At 63.2% G+C, this 22,490-nt stretch carries 14 protein-coding genes and 1 pseudogene; 4 read left to right on the top strand and 11 right to left on the bottom strand.

The genetic code is table 11. The features are described 5' to 3' along the window. Positions 1 to 55: 55 nt before the first annotated feature. From ACSFA8_RS22455 to ACSFA8_RS22445, 3 genes are all read right to left on the bottom strand, one after another. A complete protein-coding gene (locus tag ACSFA8_RS22455) occupies positions 56 to 6,685 on the bottom strand; it encodes a DUF3320 domain-containing protein (RefSeq protein ID WP_435481697.1) in 6,630 nt (2,209 codons plus the stop codon). 461 nt (positions 6,686 to 7,146) lie between these two features. Then, positions 7,147 to 9,867 (bottom strand): phosphoribosyltransferase-like protein, encoded by a 2,721-nt coding sequence (locus ACSFA8_RS22450; RefSeq protein ID WP_435481696.1) that lies wholly within the window; start codon positions 9,865 to 9,867, stop codon positions 7,147 to 7,149. A gap of 10 nt (positions 9,868 to 9,877) precedes the next feature. Further along, positions 9,878 to 10,279: a hypothetical protein gene (locus tag ACSFA8_RS22445; protein ID WP_435481695.1), complete on the bottom strand. Its 402-nt coding sequence runs from the start codon at positions 10,277 to 10,279 to the stop codon at positions 9,878 to 9,880. Positions 10,280 to 10,539: 260 nt separating this feature from the next. Between ACSFA8_RS22445 and ACSFA8_RS22440 the strand changes: the two genes are divergently transcribed. The 4 genes from ACSFA8_RS22440 to ACSFA8_RS22425 all read left to right on the top strand — a co-directional run bounded on the left by ACSFA8_RS22440 (position 10,540) and on the right by ACSFA8_RS22425 (position 13,710). After that, positions 10,540 to 10,785 carry a hypothetical protein gene (locus ACSFA8_RS22440; RefSeq protein ID WP_435481694.1) on the top strand — a complete coding sequence of 82 codons (246 nt, stop codon included), beginning with the start codon at positions 10,540 to 10,542 and terminating at the stop codon, positions 10,783 to 10,785. Further along, complete coding sequence (locus tag ACSFA8_RS22435) at positions 10,785 to 12,020, top strand: PfkB family carbohydrate kinase (RefSeq protein WP_435481693.1); 1,236 nt, start codon at positions 10,785 to 10,787, stop codon at positions 12,018 to 12,020. The genes ACSFA8_RS22440 and ACSFA8_RS22435 overlap by 1 nt, the downstream gene beginning before the upstream one ends. Positions 12,021 to 12,172: 152 nt before the next feature. Continuing rightward, on the top strand, positions 12,173 to 12,862 hold the full coding sequence (locus ACSFA8_RS22430; RefSeq protein ID WP_435481692.1) for a DNA adenine methylase: 690 nt from the start codon (positions 12,173 to 12,175) through the stop codon (positions 12,860 to 12,862). Further along, the gene (locus ACSFA8_RS22425; RefSeq protein ID WP_435481691.1) at positions 12,859 to 13,710 is read left to right on the top strand and encodes an 8-oxoguanine DNA glycosylase; all 852 of its coding nucleotides are present in this window, start codon (positions 12,859 to 12,861) and stop codon (positions 13,708 to 13,710) included. Before ACSFA8_RS22430 ends, ACSFA8_RS22425 begins: the two co-directional genes overlap by 4 nt. Here the strand turns inward: ACSFA8_RS22425 and ACSFA8_RS22420 are convergent. The 8 genes and pseudogenes from ACSFA8_RS22420 to ACSFA8_RS22385 all read right to left on the bottom strand — a co-directional run. Beyond that, a complete protein-coding gene (locus tag ACSFA8_RS22420; RefSeq protein ID WP_435481690.1) occupies positions 13,639 to 14,331 on the bottom strand; it encodes a nitroreductase family protein in 693 nt (230 codons plus the stop codon). The genes ACSFA8_RS22425 and ACSFA8_RS22420 overlap by 72 nt on opposite strands. Beyond that, positions 14,315 to 14,911, bottom strand: coding sequence for a 7-cyano-7-deazaguanine synthase (locus ACSFA8_RS22415; RefSeq protein ID WP_435481689.1), 597 nt, complete (start codon positions 14,909 to 14,911; stop codon positions 14,315 to 14,317). Before ACSFA8_RS22415 ends, ACSFA8_RS22420 begins: the two co-directional genes overlap by 17 nt. 133 nt (positions 14,912 to 15,044) lie before the next feature. Further along, the gene (locus ACSFA8_RS22410; RefSeq protein WP_435481688.1) at positions 15,045 to 16,754 is read right to left on the bottom strand and encodes a phage integrase family protein; all 1,710 of its coding nucleotides are present in this window, start codon (positions 16,752 to 16,754) and stop codon (positions 15,045 to 15,047) included. Positions 16,755 to 16,871: 117 nt separating this feature from the next. Next, positions 16,872 to 18,797, bottom strand: a complete 1,926-nt coding sequence (locus ACSFA8_RS22405; RefSeq protein ID WP_435481687.1) for a hypothetical protein — start codon at positions 18,795 to 18,797, stop codon at positions 16,872 to 16,874. Next, positions 18,794 to 19,813: an AAA family ATPase gene (locus ACSFA8_RS22400; RefSeq protein WP_435481686.1), complete on the bottom strand. Its 1,020-nt coding sequence runs from the start codon at positions 19,811 to 19,813 to the stop codon at positions 18,794 to 18,796. The genes ACSFA8_RS22405 and ACSFA8_RS22400 overlap by 4 nt, the downstream gene beginning before the upstream one ends. Beyond that, positions 19,813 to 20,994 (bottom strand): hypothetical protein, encoded by a 1,182-nt coding sequence (locus ACSFA8_RS22395; protein WP_435481685.1) that lies wholly within the window; start codon positions 20,992 to 20,994, stop codon positions 19,813 to 19,815. Before ACSFA8_RS22395 ends, ACSFA8_RS22400 begins: the two co-directional genes overlap by 1 nt. Then, positions 20,976 to 21,827: a hypothetical protein gene (locus ACSFA8_RS22390; protein ID WP_435481684.1), complete on the bottom strand. Its 852-nt coding sequence runs from the start codon at positions 21,825 to 21,827 to the stop codon at positions 20,976 to 20,978. Before ACSFA8_RS22390 ends, ACSFA8_RS22395 begins: the two co-directional genes overlap by 19 nt. Before the next feature lie 411 nt (positions 21,828 to 22,238). Beyond that, positions 22,239 to 22,490, bottom strand: a pseudogene (locus tag ACSFA8_RS22385) (hypothetical protein); the annotation flags it as partial.

Raw genomic sequence — 22,490 nt, 5'->3', positions numbered from 1 at the left:
CCTCTTGGTTTTTAGGTACGTTCGGTTGAAGCTCGAACATTAATGAGCGCTCGTTTTACTGAGCAGCTAGAGATAGTGCCGAAAGTAGGCGGGCTCTCGAAGCCGCACGAATGCGTCCAAGTCCGAGTTCTTCGCCCATGGCAGTGACTGCCGCTTCGCCTGCGGTCGAAGCAAGAACTTTTCGCGCCAGACTTGTAAGCTCCTGGATGCAGATCTCGTCTACAGGCCGAGCGTCGACCGACGCGCGTCTGAATGCGGCGTGTTCCTCTGCGCCGGCAAGGCCTGGCCAATAAAAGACGCCCGCTTCGTCCTGCGTCCCCTCGAACGCTTTGGCCGCAAGTGAAACCACCCGCTCATGAATTCGTGCGCCGGTTCGCTGCCAGCCATGGACGCGAGCGATCCGACGTGCAATCACGGAGTCCAGCAAAGGGCCCTCGCGCGCAACGACATGCGCAATCATTTTGGCGAGCGATGCGTCATATGCGGCCTCGAAGAACCGATCGGGCAGAACCTCATCGACCGCGACTGCTGGATCCGATTCCACGTAGGTTGCAGATGGCGCTCCCGCCTCGGTAATGGCGCCATTGCGCGCGTAGACCTCAAGCTCGGGTTGGACTACCAGAGTAGGGCGAGGCTCGTCGGATGCCGCCTCGGTCGTTTCGCCGGCACGGGTCGTAAGGCTGTTGATCTCACTTAAAGCTTCCGCAGTTGGAAGCGCCACACGTGCCTTTTCGATGGCCTCTTTGGCAGCCAGCGCGGCGGACTCTCTCTCAGCCTTCTCCGCCCGCTTCGCGCGGCTGCGCGCAAGCAGTTCTTTCAGTTGCTGGTCGATGCGCTCCAGCGTACCCGCACGATCCACCCACCAGTCGGTTGACCAGATTCGAACCACCTCCCAACCGAGTCCGCGCAACACTTGCTCGCGCAGCATGTCGCGATCGCGGGCCGTCGCGGAGCGATGATAGGTCGCCCCATCGCACTCCACGCCGGTCAGGTAAGTGCCCCTGGCGTCCGGATGCACAACCGCAAGATCGATGCGAAACGACGACGCGCCGATCTGCGTATGCAGTTCCCAGCCCTTGCTGGACAACGCTGCCGCTACTGCCTCTTCAAAGGGACTCTCGAATCCGCCCAAGCTACCGTTATTCACCTCGGCGAGAGCCTTGGTGCCGCGCTCCGCGAACTCAAGGAAGTGCTTGAGATCCTTGACACCACGCGCCTGCGTTCGTGCGAGGTCCATTTGCTCGGGCTTCATGCTGGAAAACACCCTCAGCTCCTCACGGGCACGTGTGATGGCAACGTTTAGGCGGCGTTCGCCACCCTCGCGGTTCATGGGACCGAAGTTCATCGACACCGCTCCAGTGAGATCCGGACCGTAGGTGATCGAGAAGTACATGATATCCCGCTCGTCGCCCTGCACACTTTCCAGGTTCTTGACGAACAGCGGCTCCAGGGCCGACTCCGCGAAGTGATGCTCGAGCGAAGGATCCTTCCGACGCTCCTCATCCAGCAAGTCCTCAATGAGGGTCTGCTGTTCGGAGTTGAAGGTCACTACCCCGATCGTGAGCCCTGATTCGCGAAACCCTGGCTCCTTCAGTTTTCGGACGACGTCTGCGACCACCGCGTGAGCCTCGGGCTTGTTGATGCGCGCGCCACCCTTCTCATAAACGCCGGCTACGTGATGGAAGCTCACGGCACGGTCGACTGTGACTGGAGAAGGGAAGGTGACCAGCGATCCACCGTAGTAACGGTGGTTCGAGAACGCGATCAGGCTTTCGTGGCGACTGCGGTAGTGCCAGGACAGGTTCATCGTAGGCAAGTTCGCACCCATGCATTCATCGAGGATGCTTTCGAGGTCGCCCTCGACATCCTCTTCGTCGTTTGACGACTCGGCACGGTCGAAGAAGCTCGTGGGTGGCAATTGCTTAGGGTCGCCGACCATCACGACCTGTTTGCCCCGCGCGATCGCGCCTACGGCGTCCCACACCGGAATCTGCGAAGCCTCGTCGAAGACGACGACGTCAAAAGCGTTGGCGTCCGCGCTCAGGTATTGAGCGATCGAGAGCGGGCTCATCAGCAGGCAGGGTGTCAGCTTGGTCAGCGCCGTGGGCAGGCTGGACATCAGCGTGCGGAGCGGCAGATGCTTGGTCTTCTTGGTCATCTCGTGACGAAGCAATCCCCATTCAGAGCTGCGTGTCACCGATTCCTGTTGTGGCAGATCGGCGCACAGCCTGGCGCGGATCCACGCCCGCGTCAGGCCCGTATAGCGGGTCTCCAGCGCCCGGAAATCGCCGATGCGCTTCTCATGCTCCGCCGCAACGAACGTCCGGATCAGCGGCTCGCTGTCCACCACAATGTTCAACCACCACCTGCTGTAATTGGTCTCGAACGCTTTGAGCACTTGTCCAGCGCCAACGGCGCCGTTCTCGACACCCGCGACGACACCCGATAGGCCGAGCAGGATCGCCTGTCCTCGAACCTTGCGCCACGCACACCAGGCGTTGAGGCGCGGTTCGGATCGAACGATGGCGTCACACCGTTCGATGAGCTCGCTGAGCGCAATGTCGCCGAAATGGGTCTTGGACAGTTCAGAGAACGCACATGCGGTACTGAGGTTGTCGATCTTCGGCTGAAGTCCAAGCCATGCGGGGAGATAGCTCTTCGCTGCGGCGACGAGAGCGCCAGACGGTTCGAGCAGGGCGTTGTTGTCACCCAGCAGTCGTTCCAGCGGCCCGATGATCGCAGCCAGATCTTCTGGCGTTGCTGCCAGGTTGGTGATCGCCGCGCTCAGCGAGGCATGAAACTTCAACGCCTTTTCAACATCGTCGACCTTAGTGTCCAGGCCGTTCCAAAGCCGATGTGTCGACGCTCGAAGACCGCTCAAACCTTCAAGGCCTGCTTCTACCTTCGCACGTTGGCGGCAGACCTGAAGGTCAGCAGCCATGGTGTTCCCGCAGGCTCCAGCTGCCACCAGTTCGTGCTGCTCTTCCAGTGCGCCGGCACTGCGAACCTTCTCAAGCACGGCAGCGAAATGCAGTGCCGCTTCCAGCGCATCGGTTCTTGTAGCGGCACCCGCCCAAAGTCCATCTGTCGCTGCCGAGAGGCCTTCCAACGATGCAATTTCCGAATCAAGCGAACGAAGATCGCGCAACTTCTTCAGCTCGTTGGCAAGCCGCTCGCCACAGCGGCCGTTTGCCACAGGCTCCAGGCCAATATCGAGCCATTCCTGGCCCCGCTTTGCGGACGCCAGCGCAGTCTGAAAGCTGAGCGAGGCGTGAGCAAACTCGGGCCGGGTTTTCAGGCCCGCCCACACTCCGTCGACCGCTGTGCCGATCTGAACCGCCTCCACCTGCGCTCGCAGCGCGCGGATCTGAATCCATAGGCGCAAGTCTCCAGCGACGTTCGGTTCTCCTTCGCCAGTGATCGAGGCTTCGAGCGTCTGCTTCACCTTGCGCTTGCCCAGAAACGAGAGCGGCCACACGGCCCTCTCGGCCTTGGCCAGTTCCCGTTGCAGCTGCGAAACATTGATCTGTTCGATCTGCTCTCCGTATACGACGGACAGCTGGGCGGTCACCTTGGAGACGTTCTCCAGCAACTGGAGACCATCCTGCAGTTCCCGCGCGATGTCTTCGGACCATGGTTGCCCGAGGCTCGCATGGAGAGCTTGCCGCTGCTCGATCAGGAGCATTCCCCGCCGGCAAGATGCCGCAATCGAAGGCGGCCAAGCGGGAGACAGGGACGCTGAGAGCTCACGATGACGCGCAAGGTGCTCCGTTCCACTGCGAAGCCGATCTGCTATGGCGCGGGCGTCCGCGCGTGCCGCAAAGCGCCAGTCGTGACCGGTGGCCGTGGGAAGGGCACGGGCCAACACTCCCATTGCGCCACGAACGCGGCGAGTCACCGAGAGGGGCGGAAAGCCACAGGCGCTGGAGAAGCATTCGTATGCGGAAGCGAGGCCCTGCGCTGCCGGCAAAACGCCGCGCGCGGCGTCCACCATCGCCTGCTGCAACTTGGGCGACCATTCGCTGTGGCCCACATTGGCCAACGGATTGACAAGGAGGTCCTCGTAGCCGATCGCCTTCGCGTTGACATCGAGGCGCTCCACAACATTGCGCAGGGCCTCCATCGCCGCCGCATCGTGCGCGTGTGCAACGTCCCACGACAAACCCAGCTGCGGTATTGCGTCGCCATCGACGACGCGGCCGATCGCCTCGTAGATCGTCATCCCGTTCGGAAACCGATGGTGCAGCCGCTCAACGTAGCCATTCAGTTCGTCGCGGAGCGACTTGAGGCGTTGTGCTTCCGCGCGCCAGACGTCCGGATCGACATCGCCTTTGGCCTCCCAAGAGGTCTTGAGCTGGGCAAGAACGTCCAGCTTGCGCGCCTTGCTCGAGTGCAGTTCCAGGCAGAACTCGCCCAGCTTCACCTCGCGCAGGCGACGGAATACAACGTCCAGCGCAGCAATCTTCTCGGACACGAAGAGAACGCGCTTTCCCTCGGCCAGGCACTGCGCGATCAGATTGGAAATTGTCTGGCTTTTGCCGGTGCCTGGCGGGCCGATCAGCACGAAATCCTTTCCCCGGACGGCGGCCATCACAGCAGACAGCTGCGAAGAGTCGGCTGGCAGCGGACAGAATGTTTGCTCCGGGCCGAATTCACGGTCCAGCTCGCGAGGAGGGGGGAAGGCGACGCCAGACGGATAGTTGTCTCGGGGCGAATCGATCAGATGACGCACCACGGCGTTCTGCCGCAGCTGGTCCGTCCGCTCGGTCAGATCCTTCCACATCAAATACTTGGCGAAGGAGAACATGGACAGGACGACTTCTTCGGAGACCTCCCAGCCTTTGATGTCCTTGATCGCGTTCGACACGGCTTTCCAGACGGCCTGCACGTCCAGTCCCCGCTCGTCCTTGGGCAACTCGCCGTCCGCGATGCCCAGGTTCAGATGGAAGTCCTGCCGCAGCATTTCGATGAGCGTCGGATTGAAGCGTGGCTCGTCGTCGTGCATCTCCAGGGTGAAGCCCGAGCGGGCGCTCTTGCGTCCGAGCGTGATGGGGACCAGGATCAGAGGGGCGCGATATTTCTGACCCGCGCGGTCGTCGCGCGTCCAGGACAGGAAGCCAAGTGCAAGATAGAGCGTGTTGGCGCCGCCTTCCTGCATCGTCGTTCGCGACGTACGGAACAGATCGACAAGTCGCGCTTCGAGTTCATCCTTCGCGACGCCGACGAAGACCTCCTTGCGTTTGAGGGCGTCGAGCGCATGGCCGCGCCGAATGTCTTCGCGCTCTCGGCTCTCATAGATTGCCTGGCTGCGCGGATCGGCACCATCCATCAGGTCCGGGCGAGACAACACCTTGAGGATCTGGCCTTCGGCCAGCACGTCCTCTAGCAGACTCGCGTCCGGCGCCTCAAGCCTGAGCGCCTTCTTGCCGCCCTTGAAATTCAGGAGGTTGTTCCGCAGGGACAAGTCCAGCAGCTTGCGTTGCCACCGTGCGAGCCTATCCTTCGGGTTCAGTGTGGCTGGATCGGGCTCACCTGTCTCGCCCTCGTCCGGTAGATCGGGACCCTCATCAAAGATGGGTTCGGTGACCGGCGCAGGTTCGGAGATAGGCGCTGACGCGATCGTCTCCGCGCTCGCCAGGGGCTTGATGCGCTGCATGCGCGCTCGCCGGATGTCGATGGCGAGCTCAAACGTCTCCTCAACCGCCTCGCTGATCTGCTCGGCACCACGCTGCGTCGCGTAAGTAAAACTGGGAGCGGGCCGCTGCGTGATGATGGTGGTCTCGAAAACCACCAGCTCCTTCAGTCGGATCCGCTTCCGCAGAGCGGTGACATCGTCCACGACGGCTGTGCTGAACTGATCAGGCTTGAGCCAGACGCCGGCAAACGCATGCCCCTTGGTGAACACCAGCAGGGGGTTGAGACCGGCCTGTTCCAGGGCGGAACAAAACATCAATGCCAGATCAAGGCAGGTCGCCAAACCTGCTTCCGTGACCTGCCCGGCGCCGCGCACCTTCTGACCGCGGTGCTCAAAACTGGCGGGCGGGAGGGCGTAGTCCAGGCCCAGCGATGCAATGGCGCTCCAGATGCCCGAAGCCAGCTCCCAGGCGCCCTTGTTGCCGCTAGCGTAGCCATCTAGCGCAGGGTTCTTTCCATTCTTGCGGAGTACTTCGGCTGCCTGCTTGAGCAGGCGATCGACAGCGGGATCGTTCGGCTGGACAAAGGCCGCCACGAGGTCAGGCATGTGGGACAGGCCGCCCCACTGATTCCGCGGTAGCAACTCAACCACGCAATCCAGCCTCGCAATGGACGTGATCTGGTCTCCTCGCGGCCTGAGCGTGAAGATCACGGTCGCCTGTTCTGCCTCGGTCAAGCGCGTCAAGAACGGCCCGTCCAGCTGTACGTCGAGGTCTTTTAGCGTGCAGAGGTCACCAGCACCCACGGTCTCGACGCGCCAAACCTTCGGCTTCAGGAAGGCAGGCGTCGCCTCAATCCAGAGATCGACCTCGCGGAGCGCGGTATCCACGTCATTCGCGATGCACAGCGATTTGAGCATCGGTACAGCGTTCTGGAAGTCCGCGAGATTGAGCTTTTCTACCGTGGTCGCTTCAAGCCGCACCGTGGGAATCGGCGCGACTCCGGCGGGTTTTTGAGGCGTTGTCTGGTTTGAGTTTTTTGAATCTGTCATGGCTCGGTCTGGTGGCTGCGGGCGAGCAAGACAGAGCCCGTGCCATGGGCTTCGCCAGCTGGTCGGTGCTACCTGCACAGCTTTTGCTGCGACCAATGCTGAGACCTGGTTATGCTTCCTCGCTCTCCGATCGAGAGCATGAAGCGTTCTGATGGAATGTAAACTACTGTTACACCGCGGCCGTGACTTAATCCAGGAATAGGCGAGCGCAATGCGCGTAAGGCAGTCGGCACGGAAGACTTCAATCGGCCAATGCAGTCATCCAGAGCCGGGCGATCAGAGTGTTTGACCGCTGCGATCGGAGGGCGTTTCGCCCCGTTGCTTTCGACCGTTCGGTCTGGCTCGCTCCATGCGATCGCCACCACGCAAGCGACGCGGGCTTAGCCCCTCGTCACAAATCATCAACGACAGCATAAAAGTACGGGACCCGTCCTACGCGTTCAGCTGACTGGCAGGGCCAGCTACCGTTTCTTTCGACGCGGTAACAGCGGCTCCCACGGCACACCGTCGACGATCCCGCGCTCCCAAATTAGGGTGACCGTTTGAGTCGGAACGTTGACCAGCGTCGACAAGAGCATGCCTTTGTTGCCGTAACCGAACTTGCGCGATTCGACTTTCTTCGGCTCCACTCCCTTGCTTTTAAGAATCTCTCTGCCGATGACATGGCATCTGTCGACGAACGCGGTAACGTTCAATGCCTTGGCGCGTTCGGTCTTGAGCACGTCCTCCACAAAGGGAATGCTCTGTTCCCCAAGATAGGAAAACACCACCGCATCTAGGCCCAGGTCGACCAGCCGCTCGCGGATCTTTTTTACTCCAGCATCCCAGGCGGCGATGAACAAGAAGGCGATCTTCGTCCTGCGCAATCGCTCCTGCACGTCCTTGGTCTGCGCATCGCGCGCTTCTGCCAGAGGCTCGCGCAAGTCGGGACGCTCCAGCCAGGCGGCCAGAACGTCACACACCTGGCTGCCTGAGCCACAGCAGTCATCGACAAAGATCAGAGGCCGCTCGTCAGTCTCGCGGGACCACTGATCGAGGGTAACGACTTTGACCACGTGCGCATGCTCGTCGGCGAAGTAGCCCTGAATAACAGCCCCGTCCTTTGGCTCGCCAAAGGACACGGCATAGGCGCCGCGGAACTCGGGATGAGCCAGGAAAAGTTCATCGAAGGCCCGCGTTGATTTGGCACGATCGACGACCTCGAAGCGCTCGAGCAGGGTCAGCGCGCACTCGATGTCATTGCTGCTCTCGAACTGCTCCAGCCAGCGGCGGATCGCGCTCGGCAGTTCTTCATTGTTGCCTGACACCGGGATCGTTTCGACCTTGCTGAGTTTGAGCGCGACCTGCGCAATGCGCTTGTCCAGTTGCGGTGAATGCCAGATCTGGGCGCGCGGCCGGATTGACCACGAATGCCCTGTCCAGGATCCGCTTGAGCGCAGCGCCTCCTTCAACTCGAGGATTCGATCCTTCGATCTTTTGGAAGCCTCAAGCGTGCCTTGCGGCAACCTGGCGCCAAACAAGCGATCTGCAAGCCGTTCAATGGCTACGTAAACCGTGTCAGCGAGTTCGTGTGTCGCGAACACGTAGACCGTAGGCTGCCCACGCAGATACTGATCGACCCAGTTGTCTGCACCGACCCAAGTCTCGCGCAGCATGTAGGGAAGCTTGCTGGGTGGAAGAATGACGGCCCTGCCAATCCGCGGCTCAGCAGAGATAGAGAACAAGCTTCGCAAGTTGACCCGCGCGGCCAGTTCCTCCCTAGACATTGCCGGTTGACCGGCGGCCCGCCGGATCACGGCGACCTCGTCACAGACCTGGGCAAGAAGATCGGGACCGCGCTGCACATGCCTCAGCTCGCTGTAGAACCGGTGTAGGCCCACCGAGTCCGATAGGTCGGCTTCGATCACAGCGTCGGACAGCTGAAGTGCGCGAACCCAAATTCGGCGTTCTCGAAGCGCGGCCAAGGTGTCAACGGCCAGACTAATGCGAACCCGCTCGTCGTCGGTCAGCGGCGAAGTGGAGGCGCGATGCAGCGCCGTTTCAAAAGCGCCTGCGCTCAGGCTGAGCAATACGTCCTCCGACGTAGAGTACAGCAGCGTCAAAAGCTCCTTCGCCGTACTGAGTTCACCGAAGGTATGCACGACCGAGCGAAGCATCTGTTCGGTAGCCAACACCTTGGGGTGCCTGTGAATCTTGGTCGTCACCAGCACCTGAGCGAGTTGCAGCTCGTTCAGGATGGGAGTCGCATTCGACGGCACCCCGAAAAGCCACATGGTCGGTGGCGGGGCCTGCGGATCAACGGCGAAGAACAGACCCTGATTCATCCAGTCAGGCAGGGCATCCAGGCGGAGCGCCTTACCTGTCAACTTCTGCATCAGCCGACTGCTGTCCAGCACCGACGGAATTCCCGAGAACTTTGCGTCACGCACCAGCGTGTCAAGTGTGGACGCGTCGAATGGACCATTCACGAGTTCTTGCAGCTGTGGCCGCAGCTCGTCGACCCGTCGGCCTATCACGGCCAGTGCCATGAACCGGATCGCAATCTCAACCCTCTCCTCGTCGTTCCCTTTCTCCATCGGCAACAGGCCACTCTTGACCAAGATTTGCAAGAGCGCTCGGACCGCCGGCGACTGAATAATGTAGTGCGCCAGAAGCTGGCAGAGAGAAGGTTCGGCCCCCAACTCTTGGAGATCACTGTCTGTCGCAAAGTCCTTCGTCACCATGGCCAAGTCTGGATGGGCCTTGAGTTCGAGCACCACGCTGTCGGAAAAAGCGAGGCAACCGACATGTGAGAACAGTGAGCTCAGCCGCAGTAGCTGCGCATCTTGCGTTGTCACCAGCGGTGCAGAGTCGTGACGTACCACCTGTGCATTGAGCGACTCCACCAGTCGCTGTGTCTGATGAAGCGCCCCGATGGCATGCTCGAAGCGCGTATGCACGGCGCCCGGATAGACCCAATGCGCCACGCCCATCTGCCGCAGAAAACGCAGACGTTGCAAAAGCGGCGAATCCAGCACGGCGACCTCCGCCGGCGACAGCGAAACCGTCCCCCATAAGGCGTCATTAATGTCCTTGCGTTTCAGCCGGCGCGCTGCGCCCGCATCGAGGTCCTCGATGTACTGGCTCAGATGCTGATCCGCCAGCGTGTCCGCGACCTCTTTGAGCAGCTCAAGCGACAGCAAAGCCACAAGCTCAGACGAGTGCGGTCGCGAGAACTTCCGGAAAAGTCATGTTCACAAGCTCCTCGAGCACCGCAGGGGGCAGCACCCCGTGGGCAAGGTAGTCCTCAGCCAGGGCTTGCGACAGGCTCAGGCGATAGGCGCGCCTGGAGGCGTCGGGCTGAATCAATCGACGCTCACGCAGGGACAGTAGCGCATCCCGGAATGTCGCCGTGACACCGTACAGCGGATCGCGTCGAAAGGTGAAATTCGAAACGATGCCGAGGGCCTCTTCGCGATTGCGCAACCAGTCATGGGCATCCTCGAAACGCTGGTCGATCAGACTCGCGTCGAGCACAAAGTCACGGTCAGCCTTCAACTTGATCTGGGCCAAGATGAGCGTAACAAACTCTTCAGCGGTCAGTATTCGACTCATGGATCTTCGAGGTCATATGTGGGGCCTGCGATGCAGCACCAGGGTGCCATTCCAGTGTAGCCTAGCGTATGCTGGCGGCGCCTGGAAAGCAATGGGGGACGTGAGCATCGACGGACGTTGACGCCTAGATGGCCGACTTGCCGTGACAGGCACTGAGGCGCCCTAACAATGAATGTGGAGAGTGCATGTCGGGTTCGAGTGGTTCTGGAGGGGGCGCATCTGGCCCCGAGGTCAGCTGTGAAAAGCTGGTGATAAACACCATGCTTGCGTCGCCACGTCCGCACATGGTCAGTGGCCTCTATCCGGGCCAGATCTTAGATGTGGCCCTCATGGGCGGCGCAGTGGTCGTGCTTCACAACGGCGACCTTGTTGGCGGTCTGGCGTCTCCACTGGTCTATCGGCTGCGCGCATGTATCGAAGGCGGAACGTCCTACCGCGCGCGAGTCGTGGCCAAGAACGGCGCGCTCGTGCGGCTCCAGGTGTCGGTCGCATCGAATTACACCTGATGAGCGATTTTCAGTCGCTTGCCATCATAGGTGGCGTTTACGAAGAGCGCTGTCTTCGTCCGGATTGGTACGAGGTGTATGGATCGGCCGGGCGGGCCTGCTCGGCCATCGCCGCGTTCGACGACCAAGTCCGCGTGGCGCTGCACTGCTATGCGGATGACCGGATTCAGCAGGCGCTGGCGGCACGATGCGAACTGGAGGGGACGCGGTTGCATGTCTCGCCTGCTGCCACCACGACGCGCTTCGTCTATGTCCATGCGCTGGATCGCCCCCAGATCGAGCAAGCGACGCCAGCGCAGCCACCGATCCTGGTGCAGGCACCCAATGTGCTGCGCTTCGGGATGATGGAAGGCGAGGGCGTCGTGGAGGGGGGCAACGTGGTGTACGATCCCCAGAGCTCGACGGCGCCCGTGCCTTTCCAGGCCAATGGTTCCCGGGCCAGTCGCCTGGCGGTCGTGCTCAATGAGAACGAAGCCCAGTCGATGACCGGGTTGCATGATGCGCCCATTGAAGTGCTGGTGGAGGCCGTTCGTGCGCTCAACCGCGCGGACGTGGTCGTAGTAAAGCGTGGGCCGCTGGGCGCCGTGGTTTCCGACGCTGGTTTTAACAGCCATGTGTCGGCGCTGCACACCCAGAACGTCTGGAAGCTCGGCTCCGGAGACCTTTTTAGCGCGCACTTTGCGCTGAACTGGGCTGTACGGGGGCATGGCGCTCAAGCCAGTGCCGAAGCCGCCTCCCGGGCAACCGCGAGCTACTGCCTCACGGGCGGCTTTCCCACTGTGCAGACGCTGCAAACCCTGGACGCTGCGCCGGTGCTGCCGTCCGCAACCTTTCTGGCCGGCCGCGTCCCCAAGGTCTACCTGGCTGCGCCATTTTTCACGCTCGCCCAACTGTGGCTGGTCGAGCAGACGCGCGCGCAACTGCAACATTTCGGACTTGAAGTCTTCTCGCCGTATCACGACGTGGGCGTCGGTTCAGCCGGCCAGGTGGTGCAGGCTGACTTGGCCGCCCTGCGTGAGGTGGACCTGGTCTTTGCGGTCGCGGACGGCCTTGACGCCGGAACGCTGGTGGAGATCGGCTATGCCTTGGCGCGCGGCACGCCGGTGGTCATCTATTGTGAGAACGAGGGCGAGGAGGACCTGAAAATGATGGCGGGCTCCGGGTGCATCCTTTGCAGCGACTATGTCAGCGCCATCTACCGTGCGCTGTGGATCGCCGTCTCCCTGGGTGACTGATGAGCGTTGCCGGGCCTGAGCAGGCTGGCAGTGAAGTCCCGCGCAGCAGTGCCGCGCTCCTCGAGTCTTCGGAAGGGCGGCTCCCTTCCCCAGCATCCAAATTTGGGCGTTTAGGGCGCAGTTGGGACTTGCCATCATCGTCATTTCTGACGATGATCGACGCCATGCGTTATCCCGGCGGCAAGGGCAAGTGTTACCAGCAGATCATCAACCTGATGCCTGCCCACACGACCTACATCGAATCCCACCTGGGCGGGGGAGCGGTGATGCGCCACAAGAAACGCGCAGCCTTGAACATTGGCCTCGACCTTGACGAAGACGTCATCCAGCGCTGGCATGCTGAATGGCCGCAACTGTGCCGGCTTGTCCAGGCCGACGCGACGACTTACCTGCAGAACTATCCCTTTAGGGGCGGCGAACTGGTGTACTGCGACCCGCCCTACGTCAAGAGCGGGAGGCGCCAGGCTCGCGTGTATCGGCACGACTTCGAGGATGTCGACCACCAACGGCTGCTCGGCGTGCTCAAGACGTTGCCCTGCATGGTAATGATCTCTGGCTACGAGAGCGCGATATACGCGCAGGAGTTGGCGAGTTGGCGGACGGTAACGTTCTCGGCACGCACGCAGGCCGACGTGCGCCAGGAGTGCCTCTGGCTCAACTACCCGCCCCCGACGCACCTTCATGACGGCGCGCACCTCGGAATCAGTTTCAGAGAGCGACAGTCGATCAAGCGTCGCAACGGGCGTTGGCTGGAGCGGCTGGACAGCATGGCACCACTCGAGCGAAGCCATTTGGTGGCGCTGATCCGCGACAGGTACGCGCAGGAATGGTCGCAGCCATGAACCAGCTTGCCGGCATTTGTACTGGCCACCTGAACGTCCAGGTGGAGTTGCCGCCCGCGGACGCGGAAGTGATGCCTGGGGTACGCTGGGGCGCCGTCGAGGCCTTCCCCACGCCGGCCTACTGGGCCTACCAGGTGCTCGCACGTCGCATCACGGGCTCGACCATTGCCCACAGGCTCGGCGGCAACTTGGTCGAAGAGGTCGCGGCCTGCCTGCTCGGCGGCCACGGCATACCCGCCGAGGTGGGGTTGGCAGCCTTTCGCCGCTTGCGCGAGAGTGGTGCCTTGCGAGCGGCGGCGGGCGAAGCCGAGATCCACGAACTGCTTTCGACGCCACTCGATCTAGGCGATCGCAAGGTGCGATACCGATTCGCATCGCAGAAGTCGCGCTACCTGGGACAGGCTTTGAAACTGCTTGCCCAGGAGCGTGCGCCCACAGAATCCGGGAGAGCCCTGCGCGACTGGTTGACACGATTGCCTGGTGTCGGATTGAAGACGGCATCCTGGATCGCGCGAAACCGGATGGATGCCGACGACGTGGCTATCCTCGATATACACATACTCCGCGCCGGCGAGCTGGCGGGGTTCTTCGATCCCTCCTTTACTGTGGAGCGCCACTATCTGCATCTGGAAGCTCGGTTCCTCGAGTTCAGCGAGCGCTTGCAGGTTAAGCCGTCCGAGCTCGACTCGGTGATCTGGCTCGAGATGAAACTGTCGCCCAAGTCCGTGGACCGGCTGCTGGCCGACAAGCGAGGGGTCGCGACGGGCGCCCAGAAATCAGTCCGACGCCGCAGCCCGCGTGCCCACGAACGCGGCGCCAACACCGAACAATCCTTGCTGATCAAGTAAACGTCCCACCCAAGGCTCACCCGTGACACCCAGCGGGCAAAAGCCCAGCGATAAGGCGTGCGCGGCCAAACCCATAACCGCCAGCAATGCGCCGGCATCGCGCCAGACCAAGCTGGCCGGGTGATCGTACTTGGCCGCAGTCTTGCCAACTTCGGCAGCAAGCAGGACTACTGTGGCATGGGGGGCCGGAAGAACATCCTGCATAAGCCGATGGACGTCGCGCGCGTCGAGTGCACTCGGAACATCGACGAGTCCATGCCCAACGTCGTCGTAGCGACGCCAACTGGCCTCCCCTGGCGTCGCAAGAACAAGGTGGATGGGATGGATGGCGCCGGCCGAAGGCGTCGGCTTCCAACGCAGATCGAAGCCGTAGATCGAGCCTTGCACCAGCTCCGATCGGCAGCACAGGTCCAGCCATGCGCCGAGATCGGCGTCTGAAATCGCGTCAAGCTGCCGTTCGGTGCGCCTCGTGCGGAGCAACTTGCCGAGTTCGGCGTGGCACGACCGCTGAGATGCGGCGTGGTCCAGCAATGTGCGATTGCCCAACGGCCATACCAACGGCGAATACGGCTCTGGGTGCGTCCTCGGCGCCGGCGCTCCGAGATCAGGCCAGGTCAGCATCAATGGCCTTCAGAACGCCGAAGTACTTGTTGCAGCCTCGGCAGGTGCCACACGGGACATTGGCCTTGTGACAGCTATGCGCCCAGGCCAGCAACTCGCGGGGCACCTCGGCTGCCGCTATGAGTTCTTCCGTCGAAAAAGCGATGGCCGGTGCTTCCACGACCATGTGACCTTCTTGCAAGGCCACCAGCGCGCTGATGGCTTGAACGAACACCGGCGTGCCGTCGAGATGCACGCCATCGGACTTCACCGTTCCGATCATCAGTTTCTGGACGTCCAGCGAAATGGCTTTCATCACTGCAAATGTGATCAGCATCTGGTTGCGATAGGGCCACCAGTCAGAAGCCGGGGCGTGCGCGCTGGCGCTGGAGCCTGCCATGTCGCCCGAACCCAGCCGTCTGCAGTCGATCTCGACGATGTGGTGCTCGATTCGCAACTGAGAGCAAACCGCTGCGGCCGCGGACATCTCCGCGAGTGCGGGCAGCTGCCCGTAGTCCACTGTGATTGCGACATCAGGGCGCTTCCACCATGCGATGCTGAGTGAGTCCATACCGCCGGAGAGAAGTAGCGCAGTTTTCATTGCCAATAGCTAGTCGTGGCAACGTTGCATTTGCCACAAAACAATTATGGAGCGAGATAGCTTTCTGAATTCTCTCAACAATCTCTGAGTCTGCGGGCGCAAGACCGTGACCTCTGTTCGCGCTGAGGCCGCGTTAGGGCTGCTGTTGTCCAAAAGCCCCCTCCATCTGCCGAGCCCTTTTCACCTCGTCCCCATGCAGGTAGATCGAAGTCGTTTGAATCGAAGCATGTCTGAGGTTGTCCCTCACGGTCGTGAGCTCGGCCCCGCGCGCCAGCGCGTGGGTGGCATGCGTATGGCGCATCCAGTGCGGACTGGCTTTCTTGAGCTTGTCCGCGGTCGCCGGATTTTCGTTCTCGATGACCTTGGCGACCTGCGCGAAGAATCGCTTCATCACATGCCACAGTCGCGTTGCACTGATCCCTGACTTGCTGCCCATGCTGGCTTCATCCCCCTCGATGCTCCCGATCAGCGCCGTTGCCGGTTCCCACCTTGAGGGCGTCACCGGCAACTGCCGCTGCATCAGATAGCGATCCAGTGCGCCGCGCGCCATGGAGGGGAGGGCGACCTTGGCGGCCTTGCCACCCTTGCCGCTCAGGTGCAGCCAGGTGTCCCCATGCCCGTCGACCTCGATCTGGCCCAGCGTGCCCCCCACGAGCTCGCTGACGCGCAGTCCGGTGGCATAAGCAAAGTCCAGCACGAAGCGCAGCCGCTGCGCCGCCCGGGCCTCCCAGCCGCCGCCCCATTCGAGCCCTTCGGCCACCGACTGCACGATCGCCCATTCCCCTTCGCTAAAAACCCGCATCACCGCCTGCTCCTGCGAGCGATCCGCGCCGCGCACCTTGAGCCCCGCAAACGGGTTGGCCAGCGTGTAGCGCTGCTGGATCAGCCAGCGGAAGAGCGCGCCCGCCACCGAGAGCGCATAGGCGACCGACCGGGCCGCCAGATCCCCCGCGAACGGCCGCCAGTCGCTGGCTGTCCTTGGCCGTGCCGGCCCTACCCAACGCGATCGGGGCGAGGGCCGCCGCAGGAACGCCCGATAGGCGACCGCATCCTCTGCCGTGAGCGACGACAGCGCCCGCCCGCGCTCGAGCACCGCCCAGAGGATCAGGCGTTCGGCTTCCTTGCGGTAGGCCCGCTGGGTGGCCGCCGACTCGTGCATCGACAGCCAGGCGTTGACCGCCTCGTAGTCGTTGCGCGCTGCCAGGGTGCAGGTTTCGACCGGCCCGCGGAAGGTGCCGCGCGAGCCGTCGACTTCCGCCGGCACCAGGAACTGCTCCAGCGGCACCACGTCACCCCGCGTGTCCAGGCGCACCAGCGTTCGAGCCCGCGCGGTGAGCTCGGGGTGAGCATCGAAGAACGCTTCGATCTGCCGGGCACCGGAGGCGCCGAGGCCCGGCACACCCGCCCACCAGCGGCGGCGGCGCGGCACGCGCACTGTGAGATCGGCCAAGGTTTTGATCCCGTGCGCCCGCAACGCTCGCACTGACCGCGGCTGCAGCCAGTCATCAATGTCGTCCGTGACAGCAGGGAAGGGAAGGGGCAGTGAAGACAACGTTTCGACCGCATCGGCGACCTTGCGGGCGTGCTTCACCCGTTCGGCCACCGGCAGCTCGAAGAGGCGCGCCAGGTCGGCGCGCTGGCGCGTTCGCGCGAACTGGGCCAGTTCCTTCCGGATGCCCGTGACGATGGCCCTCGAGGACTGTCCCGCCGCCTTTGAAGCTCCGACGTACTGATTCACCGCATCGCGGGTGCTCAGCCCCGAATGCCAAGCACGCAGGCAGGCGAGGGCGGCGGACTTCGGGAAGCCTTCTGGACTGTGCTTGCGAGGTGAGGCACTTTTCACAAATGCAGTTTAGCGTCTCCATATGGCCGTCGTGATAAGAAAGATTATCGAAATAGCACTATCCACCTGACACCAGTAGCCGGACGAGCTCCGCCGTTCGTGCAAGAGAAGTTGTTATTAAGTTTCAAGAGAAGTTGTATCTATATGGCGGTTCGCCACCTCCTGAGGCCCTGCCGGGCTTGCCGGCGGCCCATTCCAGGCCGTTTGCCGGGCTGCGATCCATTCGTGAATCTTTCCCGCCGACCGCCAGAAGCCGTAGCGGTCCACCCAGTGGTGCGCCGCGTAGCGCTCGAACGGCCCCTCCACGACCGTGAGGCGCTCGACGGCCGCTTCCGGTTCGCTCGCGTCCGGGGTAGGGAACCGACGAAGGTATTGGCTCAGCGTCACCCGCAGTGCGTCGATGGCGGCCTTGGGCGTCTCGCCGACGGCCTGGACGGGGAGGGCGCACGCGCGCGCAACGAAGTCGTTCGCCCCCCGGTAGAGCCAGAACCACGGCCGCCCCTGCACCCCGAGCAAACGACGCCGGACCAGCCGCCCGGGCAGCGCTTCATCGCCTGCGACCACCTGCCAGTCTTCGCGCCACTCGAGCACCGGACCCCGGCAGGTTCGCAACGCCTGCGCATGCCGCTGTGCTTGCGCCACCGCGGCGGCCTGACGTCGCGCTCCCTTGTCCGGGCGCCTCGCCGTCCAGTCCATTGCGGCGATCTGCGGGCTGCTCACCACACGTTGACCATCGGCTGAAGTCAGCGCAACCCATTCAGTCCGGGGCCCGTCATCGACGTGGCGCCAGTCGGCAACACCGCTGCGCAAGGCGCTGAGCGTTGACAGCTGAGCCTGCCGCCAGGCCCAGGCGATCGACATGCGAGCCGCGTGGGATGCCAGCCACGCGTTGCCGCCAGGCTGCCTGACGAACTGGGTGGACCGGCGATAGCCGTCCGGATGCTCCCTGACCCAGAGCGCCTGCGCCGTCGACAGGCTGTGCGGCCAGCGTCGCGCGGTGGCGCGCTCGGCGAGGCCGGCAAACACCAGCATCGCAAACGCCGCCGCGGACGTCGGATTCGTCTGCATCGCCTGCGCCATGCGCCGTGGGTCGGGATCGCTCAATAGCGCCATGCCCGCGCGGCGCGCACCGGGCGCCACGTGTCGACGCAAGTGCCTGGCGAGCGCGCTCGCCAGGGCATGCTCGGCGCACCGCAGTTCCACATCGCTCATGCGCTCCTGTCCCCGGATTGGCGCACTGACTTCGATGACGGATGCGCGCGTGCTCTGTGGCGGTGGATCGAAGCACTCCGGATAGCCCACGCCCAGCGCGCTGCACCATTGCATGAGGCCTGTCAGGAAGCGTTGATCACTGGCCGCGGCGGCCTCGCCCTTCGCCATGGGCCGCGTGAGCTGCACGATCCGGTCCAGCCAGTCGGCCACAGGTCGCAGGCGGACGGTCAGTGCAGGGTCCAGGCCGGGGCGGCGGCACGTCTGGCGCGTGAAGAACGAGGCTTTGCCGCAGCTGCACTGCCCGTGGCGGGCCAGGACCTGGCCGTCGATCCGATCGTCGATGGGGTGGCCACCAAGGCAACTGTCGAGCAGCTCGCACCGGTGGATTGGGCAATGACGCATCGGCACCAGGGAGAAGAGCGCGGTGTGGTACCCGCCTGCAAGGCAGGCTGGGCACAGCCGGACGGACGGATGCACAAGGCAGCGCAGACTCGAGGGCAGGTGGCCCAGATGGGACCCCCTGAACACCTGCGGGTGTTCTCCGAGCCAGAGGGCCAGATCCTCGATCGCAACCCCTGGCCCGCGACCGCTCGGGCGTTCGTTGACCAGGGCATGCACGGCACCGCGCGCTACGACCGGGCGTACGGTAGATGCATTGGTGGACGCATTGGTGGACGCGCTGGTGGCTGCATCGGGTACGCCCCAGAAGCCCGGGCCGTTCAGTGCAGCCACGCGTTGCAACGTCAGCCAGAGGGAGGCAAACGGCAGGACGCTGCCACGGTGCCAGGTCAGGCGCGAGTGGTTGCCGCACCTGGCGCTCACGACGCTCATGCCGGCCTCGCACGCTGGCTGCGCGCGCCAAGGGCAGTGACGATGGCCATCAGTGCACGGTGCCCGGAAGCGGCCACGATCGATGCCAGTGATCTGGCCGACATGACATCGTCGGGCAGCGCGCCCGCGGCCACCCGCAGCAGGACGTGTCGCGCAGCCTGGACGACGGTTTTCATGGGGAATTCGACCGGTCCGGCGTAGCGCTCGGGCAGATCGTCGCGCAACGCTTGCATCAGCGCTGGCGCCAGATTCGCCATCCGGAAGCCATCGGCCCAGGGCTGCGGGGCGATGCCGGCGGTGAACGACACGCCGGAGCCCGCTGGCCACTCCGTGCCTTGGTCGTATCCGGCCAGCACGAAGGCGAGTTCCTCGACATCGCGCACGCCGTGGAACGGCTGTGCCGTCAACATGAAGCGGGCAGCGACATGGGCACCGCCGGTCTGCGCCATCGCCATCGGCTCATCGAAGAACTGCAGTGAGGCGATCGAGAAGACACACAGTCGCAGCCGCTCCTTCTCGAGCAGGCTGTGCAACTGGACCAGCCAGAGCCACTCGCGCTGCGTCGTGCCCTGGGCCTCATCGATGACGAGGACGATGAACCGGCCACCGCCCTGATGGGCGAGCTCGGCCCAGCGCTCGATCAGCATGTGCTGGCGCGCAAACGGGCTGCGCGTGGCCGTCGCCAGCGGATGCCGGCTGGCCAGCAGCAGCTGCGCGTAGAACCGCCCGACCGACTGGGCACCACCAGAGTCGGCGTGGCTCCAGACCACCATCGGAACGAAACCCTTGTGGCGGTGCATCCGCAGCGACTGCAGCCAGTGGTCCACCGCACTCGATTTGCCGTAGCGCGAGGGACCGTAGATCGTGGCCCCGTCGACCTGATCGTCCAGCCAGCCCCCCATCTGTTCGGCCATCTGTCCGATCGCCGGCGTGAAGAGGGAGTAGTCACGCGTGACGAGCGGGTGGTCGCGCGGCAGATGACGCGATACCAGGGCGGCCGCAGCATCGGTGTGCATCACCACACCTTCGCCATCTGCATAGCTGGCAGCTTCGACGGCGGCGACGGCGGCGACGGCGGCGCTTCGGCAGCATCCGCCGCGGGCTCATCAGGTTGCTGCAACGTGCGCGCTGGTGGCTGCAGCCGCGGCTGCGCTGTCTCTTCCAGCTGCTCGACGTGTTGCTGCAGCACGCGGCGCGCTTCCAGGTATGCGGGGTGCGGCGGCAGCTTGCTCCCCGGTTGTGACTCGCTAAAGCGGATCAGCTCCTCGACCGCATCGCAGGCGCTGCTCAGGTGGATCAGGCGTCGACGATGCAATGCGCGGATCGCGGTGCGCATGAAGAGCGTGTGGGGCGTGCGGTGCCAGGGCGGGGCGGCGCGCACCGACCCGAGGATCAGCCCCTGAACCGTGGAGACGATGGCCAGGCGGGCGTCGTCTTCGTTTTCGATCTGTACCCAGACATTCTTGCCGAGCAGATCCGTCCTGAGGCACAGCCACTCGGCCGAGTAGCGGGCATTGGCAAACTGCAGGTACGGACGCCGGCCGCTGTCGATGCCGCCCTTGACGGTGCACAGTCGACGCAGGCCCACCAGCCCCCGGACCTGGATCTCCTCCGCATACCGCAAGGGCCGCGCAGTGCGGGAGCACAGCAAATCGAGCTGGGCCAGCGGGCTGCGGTATCCAAGGCTCGAATGCGGCGTTGCGTTGTAGTTGGCAATGAGTGTGTCCAGCAGCTCTTCGGCGTACTCGAGCTGGAACTGGGTGTCGCGGGCGGCAGCGTCGGGATCTTCACCGCGCTTGTGCCGCGGCGAGCTTCCGGTTGTCGTGGACAGACGGTGGAACCCGCTGGTGCTGAGTTGCTGGAAGAACGATTCGATGAAGGGACGATCGTCCTTGCTTCGGCGGCTGGCGTACGTACTGCTGTCCTGAGGCTTGATGATTGCCGCGCCCACCACGTTCTCCAGCTGACGCGCCACCCGCTCGCAGGTGTTCGCCATGGCCCCGTCCACACTGAACTGGTCCCAGCAGGCACCCACGTAGCGCTCGTGGCGTGACGAGGGGAATCCGGCTTCCGCCGCGTAGGCACTACCGCTGAACCGCAGCTCGCGGCGCCTCCATTGACTGAGTGCGTTCCTGACGGCCTTCAGGACGTCTTCCGCAGTGCATTCCCGGTGCAGGCTCAGGTGATAGCCCAGCACGGCGCGACATCGATCAGCACGACCACCCACAGGCGATGGATGGTGCGCGGCTCGGCGCCACCGTGCGGCGAGGGGACCATGATCACCATGCGCGCATCGAGCTTGTGCGCATCGCACTCGACGCGCTCGAAGGGGCCGAGGTGAGGGCGGTCGACGCCATCGCCAGCCCGCGCCTTGCGCTGCGCATCCTTGCCACCCTGCAGCGCGCGATGGCGTTGGGGATTCTCAGCGAGGACCTTGTCAATGAAGGCTGCAATCGTGACGTAGCCCAGCCGGTCGACGTTGAAGGGCCACTCGCCGCGGGATTCGTAGCCTGCGGTGCGCAGTTCGCGAATGAACCAGTTGAACAATTCCAGCCGCCGACGACGCGAGGACTCGAGTGCCGCAGGCCGGCTCAGGATGCGACGGCGCAAGCGCTGCTCGAGCGCGACACCCCCAGGCGATGCGAAGAGCCACATCAGCGCGCCCGACGTGCCTTCCCCTTCCACACCGGACTTCGGAGCCGTTGTCCGCGACCAAGGTTTGAGGCGCAAGTGAGGCAGTGCACCACGCCATCCGTTGAGTTGCCCGTCTTCGTGCTGCTGGAGGCAGCGCTCCCTGATCAGCCGGTAGATCTGGCATCGGCCGAATCCGCATTCCGCCACGATCTCGGCATTGGTCGACCCCGACAGGTACAGCTCGACCCCGCGCTTGCGTCGAAGAAAGAGGTCGCGTCGCTCGGGCGCTAGCGCATCGCAGTCCACTGCAGGCCAGTTGAACGGCAGTCGAGGATCGTCGTGCGATGCAGTCTCACCGGCACCAAAGAGCAGAGCGATGCGTGGCGCTTTCGACATTGCGGCCCCCAGGGTTGTGCGCCGATCGACGGCATCGACAACTTAGAGCCACTTCGTTTCAGATCAATGACATCGATAAGGCTACAACTTCTCTTGAAACGATCACCGATATACAACTTCTCTTGCAAAGGGGAGCATCGATCGGACCCACGAAGTTGTACTCGCTCATTGGGCGGCAGCATGCATTAGTAGATACAACTTCTCTTGTGCGAACGACAACAGATGAGAGCATTGGCTTTGTCATGTCAAATCCGGATACTTCGACCCTCGCCCCTGTCACGCCGGGGGTCGCGGGCTCGAGGCCAGTCCACTACGCCAATCTCTAAGAAAAACGGGCCTTCGCGGCCCGCCTTTTTTTTCTCCATCCCTATTTACACCTTCGACATTTTGGCGAGCCAAGAGGGGACAAGCTCACTCGTTCACCCGACGTTCGAACTCTTCGATGCTTGCAAGCACGGTATCGAGTGGTGGCACATCGCCGAAGATCATTCCCACCATAGCGACATAGTCGGCGCGCAGCGCGTCGCGCATGGCGAGCGTTGGTGTTAGGGAACATCTGATCAAGAGCACGTTTCTTGCATGAAGGACTGAACCTGCAAAGGAGCACGAGCGATGAGCCAGATCAGTTTTGCGGATGCCGAGCAAGCTGGCAAGAGGAAGAAG

It is taken from the genome of Variovorax nitratireducens (assembly GCF_051216545.1).
Classification (GTDB): Bacteria; Pseudomonadota; Gammaproteobacteria; order Burkholderiales; family Burkholderiaceae_C; genus Variovorax.
The sequence above is the reverse complement of the archived record's forward strand: the minus strand, read 5'-3'. Positions and strand labels throughout refer to the sequence as shown.

What these genes read in the sequence shown, in the direction of transcription:
- ACSFA8_RS22455 (WP_435481697.1), bottom strand. Translation starts at nt 6,685, where the DNA reads ATGACAGATTCAAAAAACTCAAACCAGACAACGCCTCAAAAACCCGCC.
- ACSFA8_RS22445 (WP_435481695.1), bottom strand. Translation starts at nt 10,279, where the DNA reads ATGAGTCGAATACTGACCGCTGAAGAGTTTGTTACGCTCATCTTGGCC.
- ACSFA8_RS22440 (WP_435481694.1), top strand. Translation starts at nt 10,540, where the DNA reads ATGCTTGCGTCGCCACGTCCGCACATGGTCAGTGGCCTCTATCCGGGC.
- ACSFA8_RS22435 (WP_435481693.1), top strand. Translation starts at nt 10,785, where the DNA reads ATGAGCGATTTTCAGTCGCTTGCCATCATAGGTGGCGTTTACGAAGAG.
- ACSFA8_RS22430 (WP_435481692.1), top strand. Translation starts at nt 12,173, where the DNA reads ATGATCGACGCCATGCGTTATCCCGGCGGCAAGGGCAAGTGTTACCAG.
- ACSFA8_RS22425 (WP_435481691.1), top strand. Translation starts at nt 12,859, where the DNA reads ATGAACCAGCTTGCCGGCATTTGTACTGGCCACCTGAACGTCCAGGTG.
- ACSFA8_RS22420 (WP_435481690.1), bottom strand. Translation starts at nt 14,331, where the DNA reads ATGCTGACCTGGCCTGATCTCGGAGCGCCGGCGCCGAGGACGCACCCA.
- ACSFA8_RS22415 (WP_435481689.1), bottom strand. Translation starts at nt 14,911, where the DNA reads ATGAAAACTGCGCTACTTCTCTCCGGCGGTATGGACTCACTCAGCATC.
- ACSFA8_RS22405 (WP_435481687.1), bottom strand. Translation starts at nt 18,797, where the DNA reads ATGAGCGTCGTGAGCGCCAGGTGCGGCAACCACTCGCGCCTGACCTGG.
- ACSFA8_RS22400 (WP_435481686.1), bottom strand. Translation starts at nt 19,813, where the DNA reads ATGCACACCGATGCTGCGGCCGCCCTGGTATCGCGTCATCTGCCGCGC.
- ACSFA8_RS22390 (WP_435481684.1), bottom strand. Translation starts at nt 21,827, where the DNA reads ATGTCGAAAGCGCCACGCATCGCTCTGCTCTTTGGTGCCGGTGAGACT.